Raw genomic sequence first — 17,242 nt, forward strand, 5'->3', positions numbered from 1 at the left:
CTTCCATTCCACGCCAGGCCTGGCCTGTGATCCTTCTGGTGCTGCTGGCGGCGGCCTCGTTCGCGGTTGCAGGGCTGGCCCTGCTGAAAACACAGTGAAATTCCAGGCCGTCGCCTCCCGCCTGGGACTTTGGCCATGGCTTTTGTTGGGATATTTCGGATTCTTGGCATTGATCGGATTCTGGCCCTCCCCCGTGGACAATCCCGTGGCCGGAACCCTGGACACAGTTCTAGGCTTCCTGCACGGGCACGGCTTCCCCGGATGGTTCAACTACCCGTTCGTGGAAGCCTTCGCCAACGTGCTCCTTTTTGTGCCCTTGGGAGCGCTGCTGCACATGGCAATACCCCGCCTTCTGTGGTGGCAGCTCCTGGGACTTGGCATGGCGGTGTCCGGAACGCTGGAGCTGGGTCAGATGCTCTTCCTGGCGGACCGGTTCCCCAGCTGGCTGGACGTCCTGATGAACACGCTGGGCACCGCCGCTGGGCTTCTAATTGCCGCCCTGCTCCGAGTGTCCGCTCAGCGTCGGCTCAGCCGAGGAATTCCTTCATCCACGACTTGAGGTCTTCGCCGAATTCGGCGCGCTCAGAGGCGATGGTGATGACGGCCTTGAGGTAGCTGAGTTTGTCCCCGGTGTCGTAACGGCGGCCACGGAAGACGACCCCGTAGACGCCCGAGCCTTCGCCCTCCCCTGCCGCTAGGGTCTGGAGGGCATCGGTCAGCTGGATCTCGCCGCCCCGGCCTGGTTCGGTCCGTTCGAGAACCTCGAACACGGCCGGATGCAGAACGTAGCGGCCGATCACCGCGAGGTTGGAGGGAGCGTCTTCGACAGCGGGCTTCTCTACGAGGCTGTTGACGCGAACAAAGTCCTCGCCGTCCACTGCCGCCACGTCGGCACAACCGTAGGCGCTGATTTGCGAGGGATCCACCTCGATCAGGGCGATCACGGAACCGCCGGTCTTCGCCTGAACGGCCATCATGGTAGACAGCACTTCATCGTTCTCGTCGATCAGGTCATCGCCCAGGAGCACAGCAAAGGGTTCCTGGCCCACATGCTGCTTGGCGCACAGCACCGCGTGGCCCAGGCCCTTTGGTTCACCCTGACGCACGTAGTGGATGGGGCCCAGACTGGAAGCCTGCTGCACGGCGTCCAGCCGCGCCTGGTCGCCCTTGAGTTCCAGGGTGCGCTCCAGCGCAGGGGCGCGGTCGAAGTGGTCCTCCAGGGAACGCTTGCTGCGCCCGGTGATCATCAGCAGGTCATCGAGCCCGGCTCTCACGGCCTCCTCAACCACATACTGAATGGCCGGCTGGTCAACAACCGGCAACATTTCCTTCGGCATCGCTTTAGTGGCAGGCAAGAAGCGCGTGCCCAAACCGGCGGCCGGAATAACTGCTTTACGAACTGATCTCCCCAATGACATAGGGAAAGTCTACAAAAGCGGGGCCTTGAATCAAGAATAGGAGAGGCAAGATTTCTTGGCGCTTCAGAACGTTCCTTGAAAACATGCACCCCCAGCCCTGTCAAGTCAACATAGAAAGGCTGCCCGTAAGCGGCGAGAAGAAGCCCGCCTGGCGCCTGGCTATGGGCAGGGGACCGAGCTGCAGGCACGGTCTCGGTGACGCTTAGCCGCGGACCAAAGCACGGCCGCCGACTCCGTTTTCGGCCGCATCGTGCAGCACACGGAAAGTAAACTTCTTGTCACACAAAGCTGTTGATTCTGTCACAAACATCAATCAGCGGCAGCGAAATACTAAGCTGTGAGTCGATCAGGTGGACCGCAGGTTAACCACTTGTAACTACTCTGGGATTACGTTGCCGGGAGCGGATTGTGAATGATACGGTCGGCACCGGCTAGACAAATGGGATTTCAGCAAGTTTCGCATGGGGAGCTGAACCCCCGCCATCACGGGAAATCGCAATTCGTCTCAGGGGGGACAAAATGAAGAAGTCTATTGCAGCGCTCGCACTTGCAGGAATAATCGCACTGACTGGCACCGCTCCGGCCGTGGCAGACACCTACCCGGCGCCGGGCAATGAGCAGGGCACCGTTTCCGACGGAAACATAGCCCGCGGCGAATCCATCACTTTCTCCGGCAGCGGCTACATCGCCGGCGAAACCATCAACATTTCCTTCGAACGGACCGGCGGCCAGAAGGATCCCGGTGGGGATCGGCCCGCTCCGTCCAGCTTCAGCGTCATCGCTGACGGCACCAACGCCTTTTCCACCAGCATTACCTTCATGGACGGCGGCAAGTACCTCATCAGCGCCGTCGGCGCCACGTCCGGCAACATTCGCTGGGCAGCCGTGGTTGTGAACAATGGCAACGGCAAGGGTGATTCCAGTCTCGCTGCTGTTTCCAGTGTTACCGCCGCGGGCACCTCAGCCGGCCAGGCCAACGCCTTTGCCGAGTCCGGCCTGGTTCTGTGGTCGCTGGTCGGCGCAGCTGGACTGGCCGCCGGCGCAGCATCCGTAGCGGTGGTTCGCCGCCGCGCCAAGGCTGAATCCAAGGCCTAAGCTCCAGGCAAATAACACGTCTAGACAAAGGGCAGGTGCTTCTCCGGGAAACCGGAAAGCACCTGCCCTTTGGAGTTAACCCTTGAAAACAGGCGCCCGCTTCTCCTGGAAGGCACGGAAGCCTTCGGCGTAGTCCTCGGTCTTGCACAGCCGGGCCTGCTCCGTGTTTTCCTCGGCCATGGAGGCCCAGAGGCCCAGCCGCTGATCGCGGATGTGGGCCACGAGCTCTTTCGAAGCGTTGAACGCGCCGGTCGCTCCAACAGCAACCCGTTCAACAATGGCGCGGGTCTCGGACAGAAGAGAGTCAGCGGGCATCGCCCGGCTGAACATGCCCTGGGCCACGGCCTCGGTTCCGCTCATGAGTTCCGCGGTGTAGATCAGGTCCAGGGTGCGGTGCATGCCCAAGCGCTCGGCAAAGTACCAGTGCCCGCCGGAATCCAAGGTGGCGCCCAGCTTGGCAAAGGGCGAACCGAACTTGGCATTCTCCGTCACGTACACCACGTCCGTGGCCAGCAAGAGCCCCAGCCCGACACCCAGGCACGCCCCCTGCGCGGCCGCGAACGTCGGCGCCGGGAAGGCAGCCATCTTCTTCAGCAGCGGCTCCACGAGCCCGCCCAGATAAGCCTGCGCGTCGTCGGTCTCCGGCGTCACGCCCGCAATGTCGCGGCCCGCGCAGAAGGCGCGGCCCTCTCCGCGGAGCAGCAGCGCCCGCACCTCCCCGCGGCCGGCGGCGGCAGCGGCGTCGTCGTACGCTGTTTCCAGCTCGGCAAGCGCCGCCTCGTCAAGCGAGTTCAGCTTTTCCGGGGCGTTCAGGACGATTTCGGCAATGCCGCCGGCGATGGTCAGCTCGATCATGCGTGCTCCTGGTGTGCGGTGGGTGGGGTGCTTAGACGTCGAAGTCGACGGTGACGGCTTCGCTGGTGGGGTGGGCCTGGCAGGTGAGCACATAACCCTTGTCCAGCTCATCCTGCTCCAGTGCGTAGTTCTCGTCCATCGTCACGGATCCGGTGACCAGCTTGGCGCGGCAGGTGCCGCACACGCCGCCGGCGCAGGCGAAGGGCACATCCGGGCGCACGCGCAGGGCCGCGTTCAGGATGGATTCGCGGGCGTGCGTGGGGCTGGCGACATCGCCCGTGAGGCCGTCCAGCTTGAAGGTGATCTTGAACGTGTCCTGGGATTCGTCCTCCACCACGGGGCGGCCGGCGTTGCCCTCGGGGCGGTCCGGGCGGCCGGTGGTGAACAGCTCGAAGCGCACGTGCTCGGGCTCCACGCCGCGGGCGGCCAGGGTGTCCCGGCAGAGCTGGACGAGCTCGAACGGCCCGCAGAGGAACCACTCGTCCACGTCTTCGGCGTGGATGGCACTGCCGAGCAGGGCCTGCAGCTTTTCGGCGTCGATGCGGCCGGTCATGAGCGGCGCGATGCGCTGTTCCCGGGACAGCACGTGGTGCAGTGCCAGGCGCGACGGGTACTTGTCCTTCAGGTCCGCGAGTTCCTCGAGGAACATGACGTCCATGGCGGCCTTGTTGGCATAGATGAGGTCGAAGCGGGTGTCCGGATTGGCGGCCAGCAGGGTGCGGGCGATGGCGATTACCGGGGTGATGCCGGAGCCGGCGGCGATGGCCACGAAGCTGCCGGCGTCCGCGGCCAGCTCCTCCGGGTGGTTCATGGAGTTCATGACGTTGTGCTGGACGGACGCGCCGTCCTTGCCGTGGCGGGAGATGAACGCACCCTGCGGGCTCATGACGTCCAGCGTGTCGCCGGCCGTGAGTTCCGCGTTGGCCCACGTGGAGAAAAGTCCGCCCAGGTCCTTCTTGATGGCCACCCGGATCTCGCTGCTGCCGTCCTCGAAGCCGCGCGGCTCTGCGCAGATGGAGTAGCTGCGGCGGATCTCGTGCGGCTCGCCGTCCTCGTCCGGCAGCGTGGTGCGCAGGGCAACGTACTGGCCGGGCAGGTAGTCGTACTGGCCGGCGAGTTCCGCGGGGACGCCGAAGGTGACCTCGATGGCGTCGTCCGTGAGGCGGCGGACTTCCGCGACGGTCAGCTTGTGGAAGGACGCACGACGGCGGCTGGCCGTCTGGGTTTCGGTGGTCATCTGGCTACCTGTTTCCTTAGAGCACTTTGAAGTAGTCGAACGGTTCCTTGCAGTCCTGGCAGACGAACAGCGCCTTGCAGGAGGTGGAACCAAAGCGGGTGAGTTCCTTGGTGTTGAGCGAGGAACACTGCGGGCATTTCACGGCCAGGCTCAGGCGTACGGGGCCCGAGTGCCCGCCGGCTTTTGAGCTTCCCGTGGGCGGGGCGATGCCGTACTCCTGCAGCTTGGCCTTGCCGGACTCGGTCATCCAGTCAGTGGTCCACGCCGGGGCGAGGACGAGCTCCACGTGGACGCTGGGGTAGCCCTCCTTCTGGAAGACAGTCTTGAGGTCGTCACGGATGGCGTCCATTGCGGGGCAACCCGAGTACGTCGGCGTAATGGTGACCTGGACAGCGGGGACGATACCGCCGTCGTCGAACAGTTGGACACCACGAAGGATGCCCAAGTCCTCAATGGTGAGGACCGGAATCTCCGGATCGCAGACCGTTGCGGCGATGGCCCAGGCCTTCTGCTCGGCCGTGGTCGCCCTGGTTTGCACGGGAGTCTCTTGAACGAACATGTCCACGCTGCTCACCAGCTTGCGCCGGGGTGTTCGCGGGCCAGGACCTGCATCTCGGCGAGGATGTAGCCGAGGAACTCGGAGTGCTTGCCACGGCGGCCGCCGCCCAGGGCCTGCGGAACGTTCGGGATCTCCAGGCCGGCCTCGACCAGGACCTCGCCGGTGAGGCGGTCGAAGTCCGCGCGCAGGCTGGAAGGCTCCACTGCCGCGCCGCTTGCGGCCAGGCGGGCGGTGAGCTCATCGTCCTCGAAGAGCTCGTCCACGTACGGCCAGACCAAGTGGAAGCCCTGGATCATGCGGGCCCGGGATTCCTCGGTGCCGCCGGCCAGGCGCAGCACCCACTGGGCGCTGTGGTCGCGGTGGTAGTCCACTTCCTTGACGGCCTTGGCCGAAATGGCCGCGATGGTGGCATCGGTGGACTCCGTGAGCCGGCGGTACAGCTCGAACTGGTAGTAGCTCACCACGAACTGGCGGGCAATGGTGACCGCAAAGTCGCCGTTGGGCTGCTCGAAAAGGTGCGCGGAACGGAACTCCGGCTCGCGGCGGAAGTAGGCCAGATCGTCCTCGGACTTCCCCCAGGCCGCACCCGCGTACGTGAGGAAGGACCGGGCGTGGCCCAGCTGGTCCAGGGCGATGTTGCCCAGGGCCACGTCCTCCTCAAGCTCCGGGGCACGGGAAATCCAGTGGCCCAGGCGCTGGGCCAGGATCAGCGCGTCGTCGCCGATGCGCAGCGCGAGCTCGGCCGCATCTTGGCTGGGACTGACCTGGCCGCGGCGGATTTCGAGGGCGATGTCCTCGGGACGGAGGGCGTTGCCCGGCGTGATGCGGGTGGCGCTTGCGGAACCGTCTCCCGAGGCGCCGGCGCCGCTGACGCCCACGGAGATATCGCCGTGGCCGTCGATGGCGAACTCGGCCTTGCTATCGGTGGCGGGGGTTTCGGGTGCGCTCACAGGTGCTTCACGCCTTCGCTCTTGGTGTAGTACGTGGCGTGGCGGTAGTCCTTGCCCTGCGGGGACTCGAAGAAGGAGCCCTTGGAATCGGGGTCGCTGGAGGAGATCGCCTCGGCCGGGACAACCCAAATGGAGACGCCTTCGTTGCGGCGCGTGTAGAGGTCACGGGCGTTGCGCAGGGCCATCGCGGCATCCGGGGCGTGCAGGGAGCCGGCGTGCACGTGGGACAGGCCGCGGCTGGAGCGGACGAAGACTTCCCAGAGGGACCAGGGGGTTTCTTCGTGCCGGGGTGCTTCGGGCGTGTTCATGCGACTTCCTTCTGTGCTTGCTTGCGGGCGTACTCGGCGGCGGCTTCGCGGACCCAGGCACCGTTTTCGTGTGCCTCGCGGCGGCGCTCGAGGCGCTGCGAGTTGCAGGGGCCGCGGCCGGCCAGGACTTCCTTGAACTCGTTCCAGTCCAGGGGGCCGTGTTCCCACTTCTTGGTTTCTTCGTTGAAACGGATGTCCTTGTCCGGAAGGGTGAGGCCCAGGACGCGGACCTGTTCCACCATCATTCCGACGAAGCGGCTGCGCAGTTCGTCGTTGCTGAAGCGCTTGATGTTCCAGGCCATGGACTGCTTGGAGTTGGGTGAATCGTCATCCGGCGGACCGAACATCATCAGCGACGGCGCGTACCAGCGGTTCACGGCCTCCTGGGCCATCTGCTTCTGCGCAGGCGTGCCGTTGGAGAGCTCGAGCAGGATTTCGAAACCCTGGCGCTGGTGGAACGATTCTTCCTTGCAGACGCGCACCATCGCGCGGCCGTAGGGGCCGTAGGAGGCCCGGCAGAGCGGCACCTGGTTGCAGATGGCGGCGCCGTCAACCAGCCAGCCGATGGCGCCCATGTCCGCCCAGGAAATCGCGGGGTAGTTGAAGATGGACGAGTACCGCGCCTTGCCGGCGATGAGGTCATCCATCATCTTGTCCCGGCTCTGGCCAAGGGTCTCGGCCGCCGAGTACAGGTAGAGCCCGTGGCCGGCCTCGTCCTGGACCTTCGCCATGAGGATGGACTTGCGCTTCAGGCTGGGGGCGCGGGTGATCCAGTTCGCCTCCGGCTGCATGCCGATGATTTCCGAGTGCGCGTGCTGGGAGATCTGGCGCAGAAGCGTCTTGCGGTAGGCCTCCGGCATCCAGTCGCGCGGTTCGATGCGCGAGTCCTCCGAAATGATGCGGTCAAAGTACGCCTGACCGGCCGCCTCCCGCTCTTGCCCTTCCGGGGACAGCTCAGCGGGCACAGACTGCAGATTCTGCGATGCCATGGTTGCTCCTAATAAATTACCGACCGTTCGTTCAGAATATGCGGAGGGTGCGATTTCCGTCAAGCGTCCGGCTCCCGTTTTGCGTCTCGCTCTGCGGCTCCGTCTTATTGACAAGGTTGTGTGCGGTGGCCCGTGTTAACTTGGGGTAGCAGCCGCCCCGCCCCAGCCAACGCAAGAAAAGAGCCCTACTTGGAATCGCCTCAGCCCTTCCGGATCCTCACCGTCTGCACCGGGAACATCTGCCGCTCCCCCGTGGCCGAACGCCTGCTGCAAGCAGGGCTCGACCAGGTGCGGCCCGGTGCCTTTGAGGTCCGCAGTGCCGGAACACGCGCCATGGTGGGCGAGCCGATCCAGCCGCCGTCGGCCACAATCATCCAGGCCTTCAACGGCAGCCCTGACCACTTTGCGGCCCGGCAGCTGACCCCGAAAATACTGCGGGAAACAGACCTGGTCCTGGCCATGACCGCCGCGCACCGAGGCGAGGTCCTCCAACTGGATGCCTCCCTGCTCAAGCGCACGTTCACCGTCCGCGAATTTGCGCGGATGCTGGCCGTGCTGGAGGAGAAAGGCGTGGAGCCGGCGGGGGACGATCTCGCCGGATTCTGGCGCGCGCTCCCGGCCCGCGCCGCCTCCGTACGCCACCTCGCACTCGCCCAGGACGCCGCTGACAACGACGTCATTGACCCCTACCGGCGCGGCGACGAAGCCTACGCCCAGATGGAGGACGAGCTGGCCCCGGCCCTTCTGGGCATCCTGCGTTTCGCCAGGATCAGCGCCGGCTCCTGAGGCCCGGCACCGCCCCAACTAGCTCGCAGTTGTGGTTGTTTTGAGCGCTCAGAACAACCACAACTGCGAGTCAGTTGGGCTTGAATTCCCAGGCGCAAAATCCGTTGCCATATTGAGTCCTTGGCGCGCGTGTATCCGGGGCGGGCCGGTGGTACGTTCCGTGCATGGAACCTCAGTCTGATCCGGGCGGAGCCACCACGGAGCCTCCGCCACCGGCCGGCAAGTCCGGCGAACGGCTACGGCGCCTGCGGGTGGGCGCGGTACTGGCCATGGTGCTGGCGTTCGGCATCGTCCTTGCGGGGATCCTCGTCAACGTCAACCGGACCGCGGCGCCCAGCAGTCCGCCCTCGGGCTCCAGCGCCCAGGCGAGCACCACACAGACCGCCACCCCCAGTGCCTCGGAAACGCCGCCGCCGGCACCGCCTGCACCGGCCATCCCGCCGCCCCTGGTCCTGCCGGGGCTCCCCTCCGCGCCCATGAACGTCCTGCTGATCGGCAGTGACATGCGCGGCGACGGCAAGGCCGCGGCTGAATACACCGCAGCCACCGGCCAGCCCTCGGACCACCGCTCGGACGTGCTGATGCTCATCCATATTCCGGCCGACCACCAGCGGGTCTACGGGATTTCCATCATGCGGGACCTGTGGGTGGACATTCCCGGGTACGGCACCTCCAAGATCAACGCTTCCCTGGAAGTGGGCGGCGTGGCCCTGGTGGCGCAGACCGTGGGCTCGCTGCTGAACACGCACATCGACCACACAGTCCTGGTGGACTTCAACAGCTTCAAGACACTGACGGATTTCCTCGGCGGGGTGGACGTGAACGTCACGGTGCCGTTCACGTCCACGCACGACACCCAGCACTATTTCCCGGCCGGCGTGAACAAGCTCGATGGGCAGGCAGCCCTTGAGTTCGTGCGCGAGCGGTACGCCTTCATCGACGGCGACTACCAGCGCGTCCGCAACCAGCAGACGTACGTCCGGGCGCTCATGTCCGCGATGGCAAGCTCCGGCATCCTGAACGACCCCGCCCGCACCCTTGGCTTCATCACCACCGTGGCTCCGTACATGCTGGTGGACCAGGGCTTCGATGTCCTGAACCTGGCGGGACTGGCCTACGGGCTGCGCGGCGTGGATCCCGGCACCGCCGTGTTCTTCACGCTCCCGACGGCGGGCACCGGCATGACGTCCACGGGAGCCTCGGTGGTGTTCCCCGACTACGCCGGGATCGCCGGCGTTTCGGCCGCCCTGGCGGAAGGGAGAATGGCCGCCTACGGCCCGTAGTCCCCCCGTTCCGGGCGCCCACCGCGCTGTGAGCGAAATCGTTGGCTGCCTGCCAGCGGCGGTCCCTAGACTTGCCCCATGAGCCAGTCCCCCGCACAGCCGCCCGTCGCCAAGCGCGTCCCCACCTCCCGTGAACACCACGGCGATGTCTTTGTGGACAACTACGAGTGGCTTCGGGAGAAGGAGTCCGCGGAAGTCGTGGAGCACCTGAAGGCCGAGAACGCCTACCAGGAAGCCGTCACGGCGCACCAGGAACCCCTGCGCGAGGCCATGTTCCAGGAGATCAAGGGACGCACGCAGGAAACGGACCTGTCCGTGCCCAACCGCAAGGACGGCTGGTGGTACTACTCGCGCTCGGTGGAAGGCAAGGAGTACAGCATCCAGTGCCGGGTCCGGGCCGTCGATTCCGGCGATCCCGTGGCCGACTGGACTCCCCCGGTGGTGGAGGCCGGCGTCGCGATCCCCGGTGAGGAAGTCCTGCTGGACGGCAACGTGGAGGCCGAGGGCCAGCCCTTCTTCTCCGTGGGCGGCGCCGCGGTGACCATCGACGGAAACCTGTATGCCTACGCGGTGGACAACTCCGGCGAGGAACGCTTCACCATGCGGATCAAGGACCTGCGCACGGGCGGGCTGCTGCCGGACGTCATCGAGGACATCTTCTACGGCGTCGCGTTCTCCCCGGACGGCACCCGCATCTTCTACACCGTGGTGGACGATTCCTGGCGCCCGTACCAGGTGAAGTCGCACGTCCTGGGCACGCCCGTCACCGAGGATGAGGTGCTTTACCAGGAGGATGACGTCGCCATGTGGCTGGGCTTCGAGCTCTCCGCGGACCGCCGCCACCTCGTGGTGGGCATCGGCTGCTCCGAGTTCAGCGAAACGCGCCTGCTGCGCTTTGATGACTACCGCGGCGGCCTGAGCACCGTGATCTCCCGCGACGAGCACGTGCTCTACGAGGCAGAGCCGTTCCTCCTCGATGGCCGCGAGACCCTGCTCATCACGCACAACAAGGACGCCGTCAACTCGATGGTGAGCCTGGTGGACCCGGCCGAGCTGGCCAAGCCGCTTGCCGAGCAGCACTGGCGCACCGTCGTCGAGCATTCCGACGCGGTCCGCGTCAACGGCGCGGGCGTCACCTCAACGCACCTGCTGCTCTCCGTCCGCGAGGACACCATCGAGCGCGTCCAGGTGCTGCCGCTCGCCGGGCTGGGGACGCCCGAGCAGGGCGCCGCCGTGGAGCCGGCCTTCGACGAGGAGCTCTACACGGCAGGGGTCTCGGGCTCGGACTACGAGGCGCCCGTGATCCGCATGGGGTACACCTCCTACTTCACGCCGTCGCGCGTGTACGATTTCGTCCTGCCGACCGCGGAACAGCCTGCCGGCGAGCTGCTGCTCCGCAAGGAAAGCCCCGTCCTGGGCGGCTACTCCGCCGCCGACTATGTGGCCACCCGCGAGTGGGCCGTCGCCGCCGACGGCACGCGCGTGCCCCTGTCCGTGCTGCGCCATGCCTCGGTGCCGCAGGACTCCACCGCCGCCGGCCTGGTGTACGGCTACGGCTCCTACGAAGTGAGCATGGACCCGGGCTTTGGCGTGGCCCGGCTGTCCCTGCTGGACCGGGGCATCGTCATGGTGATCGCGCACATCCGCGGCGGCGGCGAACTCGGCCGGAAGTGGTACGAGGACGGCAAGAAGCTCAGCAAGATGAACACCTTCACGGACTTCGTGGCCGCCACCGACTGGCTGGCGCAGTCCGGCTGGGCGGCGCCGGGCCGGATCGCTGCCATGGGTGGATCCGCCGGCGGGCTCCTCATGGGTGCCATCGCCAACCTGGCCCCGGAGAAGTATGCCGCCGTGGTGGCGCAGGTGCCGTTCGTGGATGCGCTGAACACCATCCTGGATCCCGAGCTGCCGCTGTCCGCCCTCGAGTGGGAGGAATGGGGCAACCCCATCACGGATCCGGAGGTCTACAAGTACATGAAGGCCTACACGCCGTACGAGAACATCCGGGCCGTGGACTACCCGCGGATTGCGGCCGTGACCTCGTTCAACGACACCCGCGTGCTCTACGTGGAACCCGCCAAGTGGGTGCAGGAACTGCGGTCCGTGACCACCGGTCCGGAACCGATCGTGATGAAGATCGAGATGGACGGCGGCCACGGCGGAGCCTCCGGCCGGTACGTGCAGTGGCGGGAACGCGCCTGGGACTACGCCTTCGTGGCCGATGCCCTGGGTGCGGTGGAGCTGCTGCCGGGTGCGGGCCTGAAGTAGGCCACCGGGGGGGCGCTACTACGTCGAGGGGTTCGGGGGCCCAGCAGCGGCGTCTACGTGGACTGGCTTTGTCCCCGACGGGCCCTAAGCTCGGGGACGATCAGCTCAGGCATGGCGCGCAACATGAATTTATCGAAGTGAGGTACCGTGAAGGCCGCGTAGCCGTGGTCGGGCGTGTAAAGCAACCCCATGCCGATGAGTTCCGCGCGGGTTGGCCCCAACTGCGTAGAGTTCCTTCCCATCGCTTGCGCGACGTCGGCAGCCTTCTGTGGTTCCGGTCCCAGCCCCGCCATAGCTCGAAGGTAGGCGCTCTGCAAGGGTGTGGTCCGATCGAGGCGAACTCGAAAGAAAGAACCATCGAGCTTGCTTTCATAGACGTCGCGGGCATCCTGCACATCTTCCAGGGTGATGGTGTTATTTGAGGCAATGGGCCACACAGCGTATCCGAGTTCCTGAATGAAATAGGGATAACCCCCTGTGATCCGAACGGCCATCTGGAGGGCATCGGGACGGAATTCGACGCCCTCGGCTTTGGCTGGCTCCGCCAATGCACGTCCTGCGTCATCTCCCTCAAGATTGCCGATGCGAGGAAACTTGAATAGTCGCTCTGCGTACGACTTGGCATCGCCGACCAGCTCCGCGATTTGCGGCAGGCCAGCCCCAATCATGGTTACGGGGAGCTTCCGCTGGACGAGTTTGTGCACAGCTTGGATCAGGGCCTCCAATTGCCGTACCTGGAGGAACTGAATCTCGTCGATGAGCAGCACGATGCCCACTTCCTTACTCTGGGCCGCCTCCCCCAGCGAAACCAGAACATCCGTAAGGTCCAGTCCGAGATCCGCATGATCCGCAAACCCCGCCGCTGCCTCAATGTCCCACCCAAGCTGCACGCTGCCCGCGGGATCAACTGACATGTTGAAGGACGTGAGCACTGAAGCCGCTCGCTTCATTGCCTCAGTCCACCGCGCCCGCGGAGATAGCCGCAGCAATGCAGATTTCAGCTGCGAAACGAGGGTTCGGCGGAACTGTTGGTCGTCGTTCTTGCTTGCCTCAAGCTCAACGACAATCCATTCTTGGTCCTGCGCTATGTCGCGAAATTCTCCCAGCAAGACCGTCTTACCGACTCCCCGCAGCCCCGTGATGATCATCGATTGCTCTGTCCGCCGTCTTGCCAGTCGCTGAAGCAGCACACGAAAAGAATCAAGCTGCTCATCACGTCCGACGATGACCTCAGGGGCTGCCCCCGCATTCGGGGTGTAAGGGTTCGATGCTGCGTCCATGGAGACATCTTAGCTAGTTTAGGTAGCTTTATCTATGGTAGATAAAACTACCTAAACTCCATAATTCCCAACCCTCAGATGCGATCCCATTGACAGCCATTTGGGCCGTCACTAGCCTTTTAGTGCATTCATTTGAATAACCCGGCGCCGGCCCATCCCAACAGGATTCGCGGCCGTGCGCCATGCAGTTCCGCGTCTGGGGCCCGTTCCGCATCTGGGTAGTGCCCCGTTCCGCGCCGGGCGTGCAGGCCCGGCGCCTGCACATCCCCATACCGCCACTCCGGCTGACGGCCGGCCCGGCGGTGCAGGCGGCCTAGGAGCACCCCATGCCCGCAACAGTCAAGCAGAATATCCTCATCCTCCGTGCGCCTGCCCTGCGGGCCACCCGTGACCCTTTTGACGGCCTGGGCGCCAGGGGCCTCGGCGATCCCAACGGCGCCCAAGCGGAACGGGCCGTTGCCCTCAGGGCAGAGACGGCGGAAAACCCCAACAGTGCCGCGATCGACGCCCTGCACCGGGACCCCACCGTCCTCGGCTACGCGCCGCTCATGCCCATCAAACTCATCGAACCGCTCGCGGCCCCCGAGCCGGCCGCAGCCGCGGCCGTCACCTGGGGCGTCAAGGCCGTGGGCGCGGACACCTCCCCCTTCACCGGAGCCGGTGTCACAGTGTCCGTCCTGGACACAGGAATCGACGCCGACCATCCGGCGTTCGCCGGCGTCAACCTGGTCACCAAGGACTTCACGGGCGCAGGAAGCGCCGAGGACGACAACGGCCACGGCACGCACTGCGCGGGCACCATCTTCGGCCGCGACCTGGCAGGCCAGCGCATCGGCGTGGCCCGCGGCGTCCAGAAGGCACTCATCGGCAAGGTCCTGGGCGGACCCGACGGCGGCCGCAGCGACACCCTCGCCACGGCCATGCTGTGGGCGGCGGACAACGGGGCCAACGTCATCTCCATGTCCCTGGGCATGGACTTCCCCGGACTGGTGGACGAGCTGGTCAAGGTCCACGGACTGCCCATCCCTGCCGCCACGTCCATCGCCCTGGACGGCTACCGGGCCAACATCCGGCTGTTTGAGCAGCTGGCCAACCTGCTCAACGCCCGCGCCTCGGTGGCCCAGACCACCATGGTGGTGGCGGCAGCCGGCAACGAAAGCGAGCGCGCCAGCAATCCGGCCTACGAGATCAACGTGGCCCCGCCCGCCGCGGCCTACGGCATCACGTCCGTTGCAGCCCTCGCGGAAGGCGCCAACGGCCACACCGTGGCGCCATTCTCCAACACCATGGCCACCGTTGCCGGCCCCGGCGTCGCCGTCACCAGCGCGTGGCTCAACGGCGGCACCAAGACCATCAGCGGCACCAGCATGGCGACTCCGCACGTGGCCGGCGTGACCGCGCTCTGGGCCGAACGGCTCCTGGCGCAGGGCCCCCTGAGCCCCACCCTGCTGCAGTCCAAACTGATCGGCTCCGGGACATTCAAGCCGCTCAAGGCGGGGACGGATCCCGTGGACGTCGGCGCCGGCCTGGTCCAGGCGCCCACCGCGGCGAACTGATACCGGCGGCGCCCCCGGCGACGGACTACTGGGCGGCGCCCCCGGCGACGGGCTACGCCGTCGGGGACTGCCGGGCGCGCCATTCCGAGTCGAGGATGGCGTAGATGGCCTCGGAGGCCCACTGGCCCTTGTAGTGCCAGTTGTCCACCAGCGTGGCCTCCAGCCGCATGCCCAGGCGCCGGCAGATGGCTGCCGAGGCCGTGTTGAGGAGGTCCAGCTTCGCGTCGATCCGGTGGAAGCCCAGTTCCTCGAAGGCCAGGCGCATCACGGCCTCCGCGGCCTCGGTGGCGATGCCTTGCCCGCGGCCCTCGGGGGCCAGGATCCAGCCCAGTTCGGCCTGCCCGGCTCCCGGCAGCCACTTCAGCACCAGCTCGCCCACCATCCCCGGCTGCTCGCGGCGTTCGATGGCCAGGCACAGCCAGTCGCCTTCCTTGGTGAACTCGGAATTCGCGTAGCGGCCCAGGGCCGCCATGGACTGCGTCAGGGTCAGCTCGGGGCGCAGCAGGAACCGGGCCGTCTCGGGCAGCGACTGGTAGGCGTGGAAGGCCTCGAGGTCGCCGGCCTCGAAGCGCCGCAGGACCAGCCGTTCGGTGGTGATGGGGAGTTCAATATCGGGCATGGGATCGAGGCTACTCCCTAGTCCATCCATTGCTCCGTACCTGCCCTTTTCGGGCCCCACAACGGCAGTTACGGAGCAACCGATGGATCTCGCCAGAACTCCCGCTCTTGACAGTTCAAGCGATCTGGGATTACCTAATGAACATTCGGTAAATAAAGCTGGAGGCAATGACGCATGGTTGAAGCAACCCTCTCCGGTGCAACGCACCACATCCTGGCGAACGACTACGCCTCCGAATGGATGGGCATCGAGGTCCTCAAGCTGGACCACGGCCACGCCACCATCCGCATGTCCCTCCGGCAGGAGATGCTCAACGGCTTCGGCATGGCACACGGCGGAATGATCTTCGCCTTCGCCGACTCCGCCTTCGCCCTCGCCTGCAACCCGGCCAACCCCACACCGGCTGAAGCGCACAAGATCACTGTCGCGTCCGGCGTCGACATCAACTTCCTCAAGCCCGCCTACAAGGGCCAGGTGATCACCGCCGTCGCGAACCGCCGCGCCCACACCGGCCGCAGCGGGCTCTACGACATCCAGATCTACGCCGCGGACGCCGGCGCCACCACCGATCCGGCGGCGCCAGGCGAACTCATCGCCGAGTTCCGCGGCCGCAGCCGCACCATCTCCAAGAAGTAGGAATCCCCATGACCCAGAACACCGCCGCCGCAGTGTCCGCCCAGGACGCCCCCGTGCTGGACCGCGAAGAAACCATGTCCCGCGACGAGCTCGAGGCGCTGCAGCTCAGCCGCCTCCAGCACACCGTGGCCTACGCCTACGACCGCGTGCCGCTCTACAAGCGCAAGTTCGACGACGCCGGCGTCCACCCCTCGGACCTCCGCGAACTGAGCGATCTCGGCAAGTTCCCCTACACCACCAAGGAAGACCTCCGCCTGGAGTACCCCTTCGGCATGTTCGCGGTGCCGCAGAACGAGGTGGCCCGCATCCACGCCAGCTCCGGCACCACCGGACGGCCCACCGTGGTGGGCTACACCAAGAACGACCTCGCCAACTGGGCCACCCTGGTGGCCCGATGCCTGCGCGCCTCGGGCGTCCGCCCCGGCATGAAGGTCCACAACGCCTACGGCTACGGCCTGTTCACCGGCGGCCTGGGCGCCCACGCAGGCGCCGAGGCGCTTGGCTGCACCGTGATCCCGATGTCCGGCGGCCAGACCGAGCGCCAGATCCAGCTCATCCAGGACTTCGAGCCGGACGCCATCCTGGCCACGCCCAGCTACCTGCTGACCATCACCGACGCCATGGCGCACATGGGCATCGACCCGGCCTCCACCTCGCTCAAGTACGCCGTGCTGGGCGCCGAGCCGTGGACCGAGGAAATGCGCCACGAACTCGAGACCACCATGAACATCAAGGCCTCCGACATCTACGGCCTGTCCGAGGTCATGGGCCCCGGCGTGGCCGGCGAAGCGGTGGAAACGCAGGACGGCTGCCACATCTGGGAGGACCACTTCCGCCCCGAGATCATCGATCCGTTCGACCACTCCACGGTGCTGGCCGACGGCGAACCGGGCGAGCTGGTCTTCACTTCGCTGACCAAGGAAGCGCTGCCGATCATCCGGTACCGCACCAAGGACCTCACGCGCCTGCTGCCCGGCACCGCCCGCCCGGCGCACCGCCGCATCGGCCGCATCACGGGCCGCAGCGACGACATGATCATCCTGCGCGGTGTGAACATCTTCCCCTCGCAGATCGAGGAAATCGCCCTGCGCATCCCGGAGCTGAGCCCGCACTTCCAGCTCGAAATCACCCGCCCCGAGGGCAAGCGCATGGATTCCCTCACGGTGAAGATCGAACGCCGCGAGAACGTTTCGGGCGAGGCAAGCTCGACGGCGGCCCTCGCCCTGCGCGAGCAGATCAAGATCCACGTGGGGTCCTCCTGCGTGGTGGACGTGGTGGAGCCGGGCTCGCTCGAGCGGTCCAACGGCAAGCTGCGCCGCATCTACGACCTGCGCCCCAAGGGCTGAGCGTTGAGGACGCCGCCTGTCCTTGACATGCGGCGTCGCTGAACGGCTGCCCGCCAA

17 protein-coding genes are annotated in these 17,242 nt (G+C 66.1%); 8 read left to right on the plus strand and 9 right to left on the minus strand.

Annotation, left to right across the window (positions count from 1 at the left end):
- The first annotated feature begins 163 nt into the window (after positions 1-163).
- Positions 164-559 (plus strand): VanZ family protein, encoded by a 396-nt coding sequence (locus NVV90_RS16220; RefSeq protein ID WP_258438271.1) that lies wholly within the window; start codon positions 164-166, stop codon positions 557-559.
- Here NVV90_RS16220 and galU read toward each other — a convergent pair.
- On the minus strand, positions 528-1,418 hold the full coding sequence (gene galU / locus NVV90_RS16225; protein WP_258438272.1) for a UTP--glucose-1-phosphate uridylyltransferase GalU: 891 nt from the start codon (positions 1,416-1,418) through the stop codon (positions 528-530). The genes NVV90_RS16220 and galU overlap by 32 nt on opposite strands.
- Positions 1,419-1,937: 519 nt before the next feature.
- Here galU and NVV90_RS16230 point away from each other — a divergent pair.
- Positions 1,938-2,513, plus strand: a complete 576-nt coding sequence (locus NVV90_RS16230) for a hypothetical protein (protein ID WP_258438273.1) — start codon at positions 1,938-1,940, stop codon at positions 2,511-2,513.
- 75 nt (positions 2,514-2,588) lie between these two features.
- Here NVV90_RS16230 and NVV90_RS16235 read toward each other — a convergent pair whose 3' ends face one another.
- Genes NVV90_RS16235 through paaA form a run of 6 tightly spaced genes read right to left on the minus strand, consistent with a single transcriptional unit; the run spans position 2,589 to position 7,411 of the window.
- A complete protein-coding gene (locus NVV90_RS16235) occupies positions 2,589-3,368 on the minus strand; it encodes an enoyl-CoA hydratase/isomerase family protein (protein ID WP_258438274.1) in 780 nt (259 codons plus the stop codon).
- A 31-nt stretch (positions 3,369-3,399) separates the two neighbouring features.
- Positions 3,400-4,605, minus strand: a complete 1,206-nt coding sequence (paaE, locus tag NVV90_RS16240) for a 1,2-phenylacetyl-CoA epoxidase subunit PaaE (protein ID WP_258438275.1) — start codon at positions 4,603-4,605, stop codon at positions 3,400-3,402.
- Positions 4,606-4,621: 16 nt separating this feature from the next.
- On the minus strand, positions 4,622-5,164 hold the full coding sequence (gene paaD / locus NVV90_RS16245) for a 1,2-phenylacetyl-CoA epoxidase subunit PaaD (protein WP_258438276.1): 543 nt from the start codon (positions 5,162-5,164) through the stop codon (positions 4,622-4,624).
- Between the two features lie 11 nt (positions 5,165-5,175).
- On the minus strand, positions 5,176-6,114 hold the full coding sequence (paaC, locus tag NVV90_RS16250; protein WP_258438277.1) for a 1,2-phenylacetyl-CoA epoxidase subunit PaaC: 939 nt from the start codon (positions 6,112-6,114) through the stop codon (positions 5,176-5,178).
- Positions 6,111-6,422, minus strand: coding sequence for a 1,2-phenylacetyl-CoA epoxidase subunit PaaB (paaB, locus tag NVV90_RS16255; RefSeq protein ID WP_258438278.1), 312 nt, complete (start codon positions 6,420-6,422; stop codon positions 6,111-6,113). Before paaB ends, paaC begins: the two co-directional genes overlap by 4 nt.
- The gene (paaA, locus tag NVV90_RS16260; protein WP_258438279.1) at positions 6,419-7,411 is read right to left on the minus strand and encodes a 1,2-phenylacetyl-CoA epoxidase subunit PaaA; all 993 of its coding nucleotides are present in this window, start codon (positions 7,409-7,411) and stop codon (positions 6,419-6,421) included. The genes paaB and paaA overlap by 4 nt, the downstream gene beginning before the upstream one ends.
- Before the next feature lie 189 nt (positions 7,412-7,600).
- Here paaA and NVV90_RS16265 point away from each other — a divergent pair, with 189 nt between their 5' ends.
- From NVV90_RS16265 to NVV90_RS16275, 3 genes are all read left to right on the plus strand, one after another.
- A complete protein-coding gene (locus tag NVV90_RS16265; RefSeq protein ID WP_258438280.1) occupies positions 7,601-8,197 on the plus strand; it encodes a low molecular weight phosphatase family protein in 597 nt (198 codons plus the stop codon).
- Positions 8,198-8,361: 164 nt separating this feature from the next.
- Positions 8,362-9,480 (plus strand): LCP family protein, encoded by a 1,119-nt coding sequence (locus NVV90_RS16270; RefSeq protein ID WP_258438281.1) that lies wholly within the window; start codon positions 8,362-8,364, stop codon positions 9,478-9,480.
- A gap of 78 nt (positions 9,481-9,558) precedes the next feature.
- Positions 9,559-11,748: a S9 family peptidase gene (locus tag NVV90_RS16275; RefSeq protein WP_258438282.1), complete on the plus strand. Its 2,190-nt coding sequence runs from the start codon at positions 9,559-9,561 to the stop codon at positions 11,746-11,748.
- A gap of 53 nt (positions 11,749-11,801) precedes the next feature.
- On the opposite strand, the gene NVV90_RS16280 is transcribed toward NVV90_RS16275, so the two are convergent.
- The gene (locus NVV90_RS16280; protein WP_258438283.1) at positions 11,802-13,028 is read right to left on the minus strand and encodes an ATP-binding protein; all 1,227 of its coding nucleotides are present in this window, start codon (positions 13,026-13,028) and stop codon (positions 11,802-11,804) included.
- Positions 13,029-13,354: 326 nt separating this feature from the next.
- Here NVV90_RS16280 and NVV90_RS16285 point away from each other — a divergent pair, with 326 nt between their 5' ends.
- Positions 13,355-14,584, plus strand: coding sequence for a S8 family serine peptidase (locus NVV90_RS16285; RefSeq protein WP_258438284.1), 1,230 nt, complete (start codon positions 13,355-13,357; stop codon positions 14,582-14,584).
- A gap of 52 nt (positions 14,585-14,636) precedes the next feature.
- Here NVV90_RS16285 and NVV90_RS16290 read toward each other — a convergent pair whose 3' ends face one another.
- Positions 14,637-15,203 carry a GNAT family N-acetyltransferase gene (locus NVV90_RS16290; RefSeq protein WP_258438285.1) on the minus strand — a complete coding sequence of 189 codons (567 nt, stop codon included), beginning with the start codon at positions 15,201-15,203 and terminating at the stop codon, positions 14,637-14,639.
- A 174-nt stretch (positions 15,204-15,377) separates the two neighbouring features.
- Here NVV90_RS16290 and NVV90_RS16295 point away from each other — a divergent pair, with 174 nt between their 5' ends.
- Together NVV90_RS16295 and paaK are read left to right on the plus strand one after the other, a co-directional pair.
- Positions 15,378-15,839 (plus strand): hotdog fold thioesterase, encoded by a 462-nt coding sequence (locus NVV90_RS16295; RefSeq protein WP_258438286.1) that lies wholly within the window; start codon positions 15,378-15,380, stop codon positions 15,837-15,839.
- Between the two features lie 8 nt (positions 15,840-15,847).
- The gene (paaK, locus tag NVV90_RS16300) at positions 15,848-17,185 is read left to right on the plus strand and encodes a phenylacetate--CoA ligase PaaK (RefSeq protein ID WP_258438287.1); all 1,338 of its coding nucleotides are present in this window, start codon (positions 15,848-15,850) and stop codon (positions 17,183-17,185) included.
- The last annotated feature ends 57 nt before the right edge of the window (positions 17,186-17,242 follow it).

The sequence above is a fragment of the Arthrobacter sp. CJ23 genome (assembly GCF_024741795.1).
GTDB lineage: Bacteria > Actinomycetota > Actinomycetes > Actinomycetales > Micrococcaceae > Arthrobacter.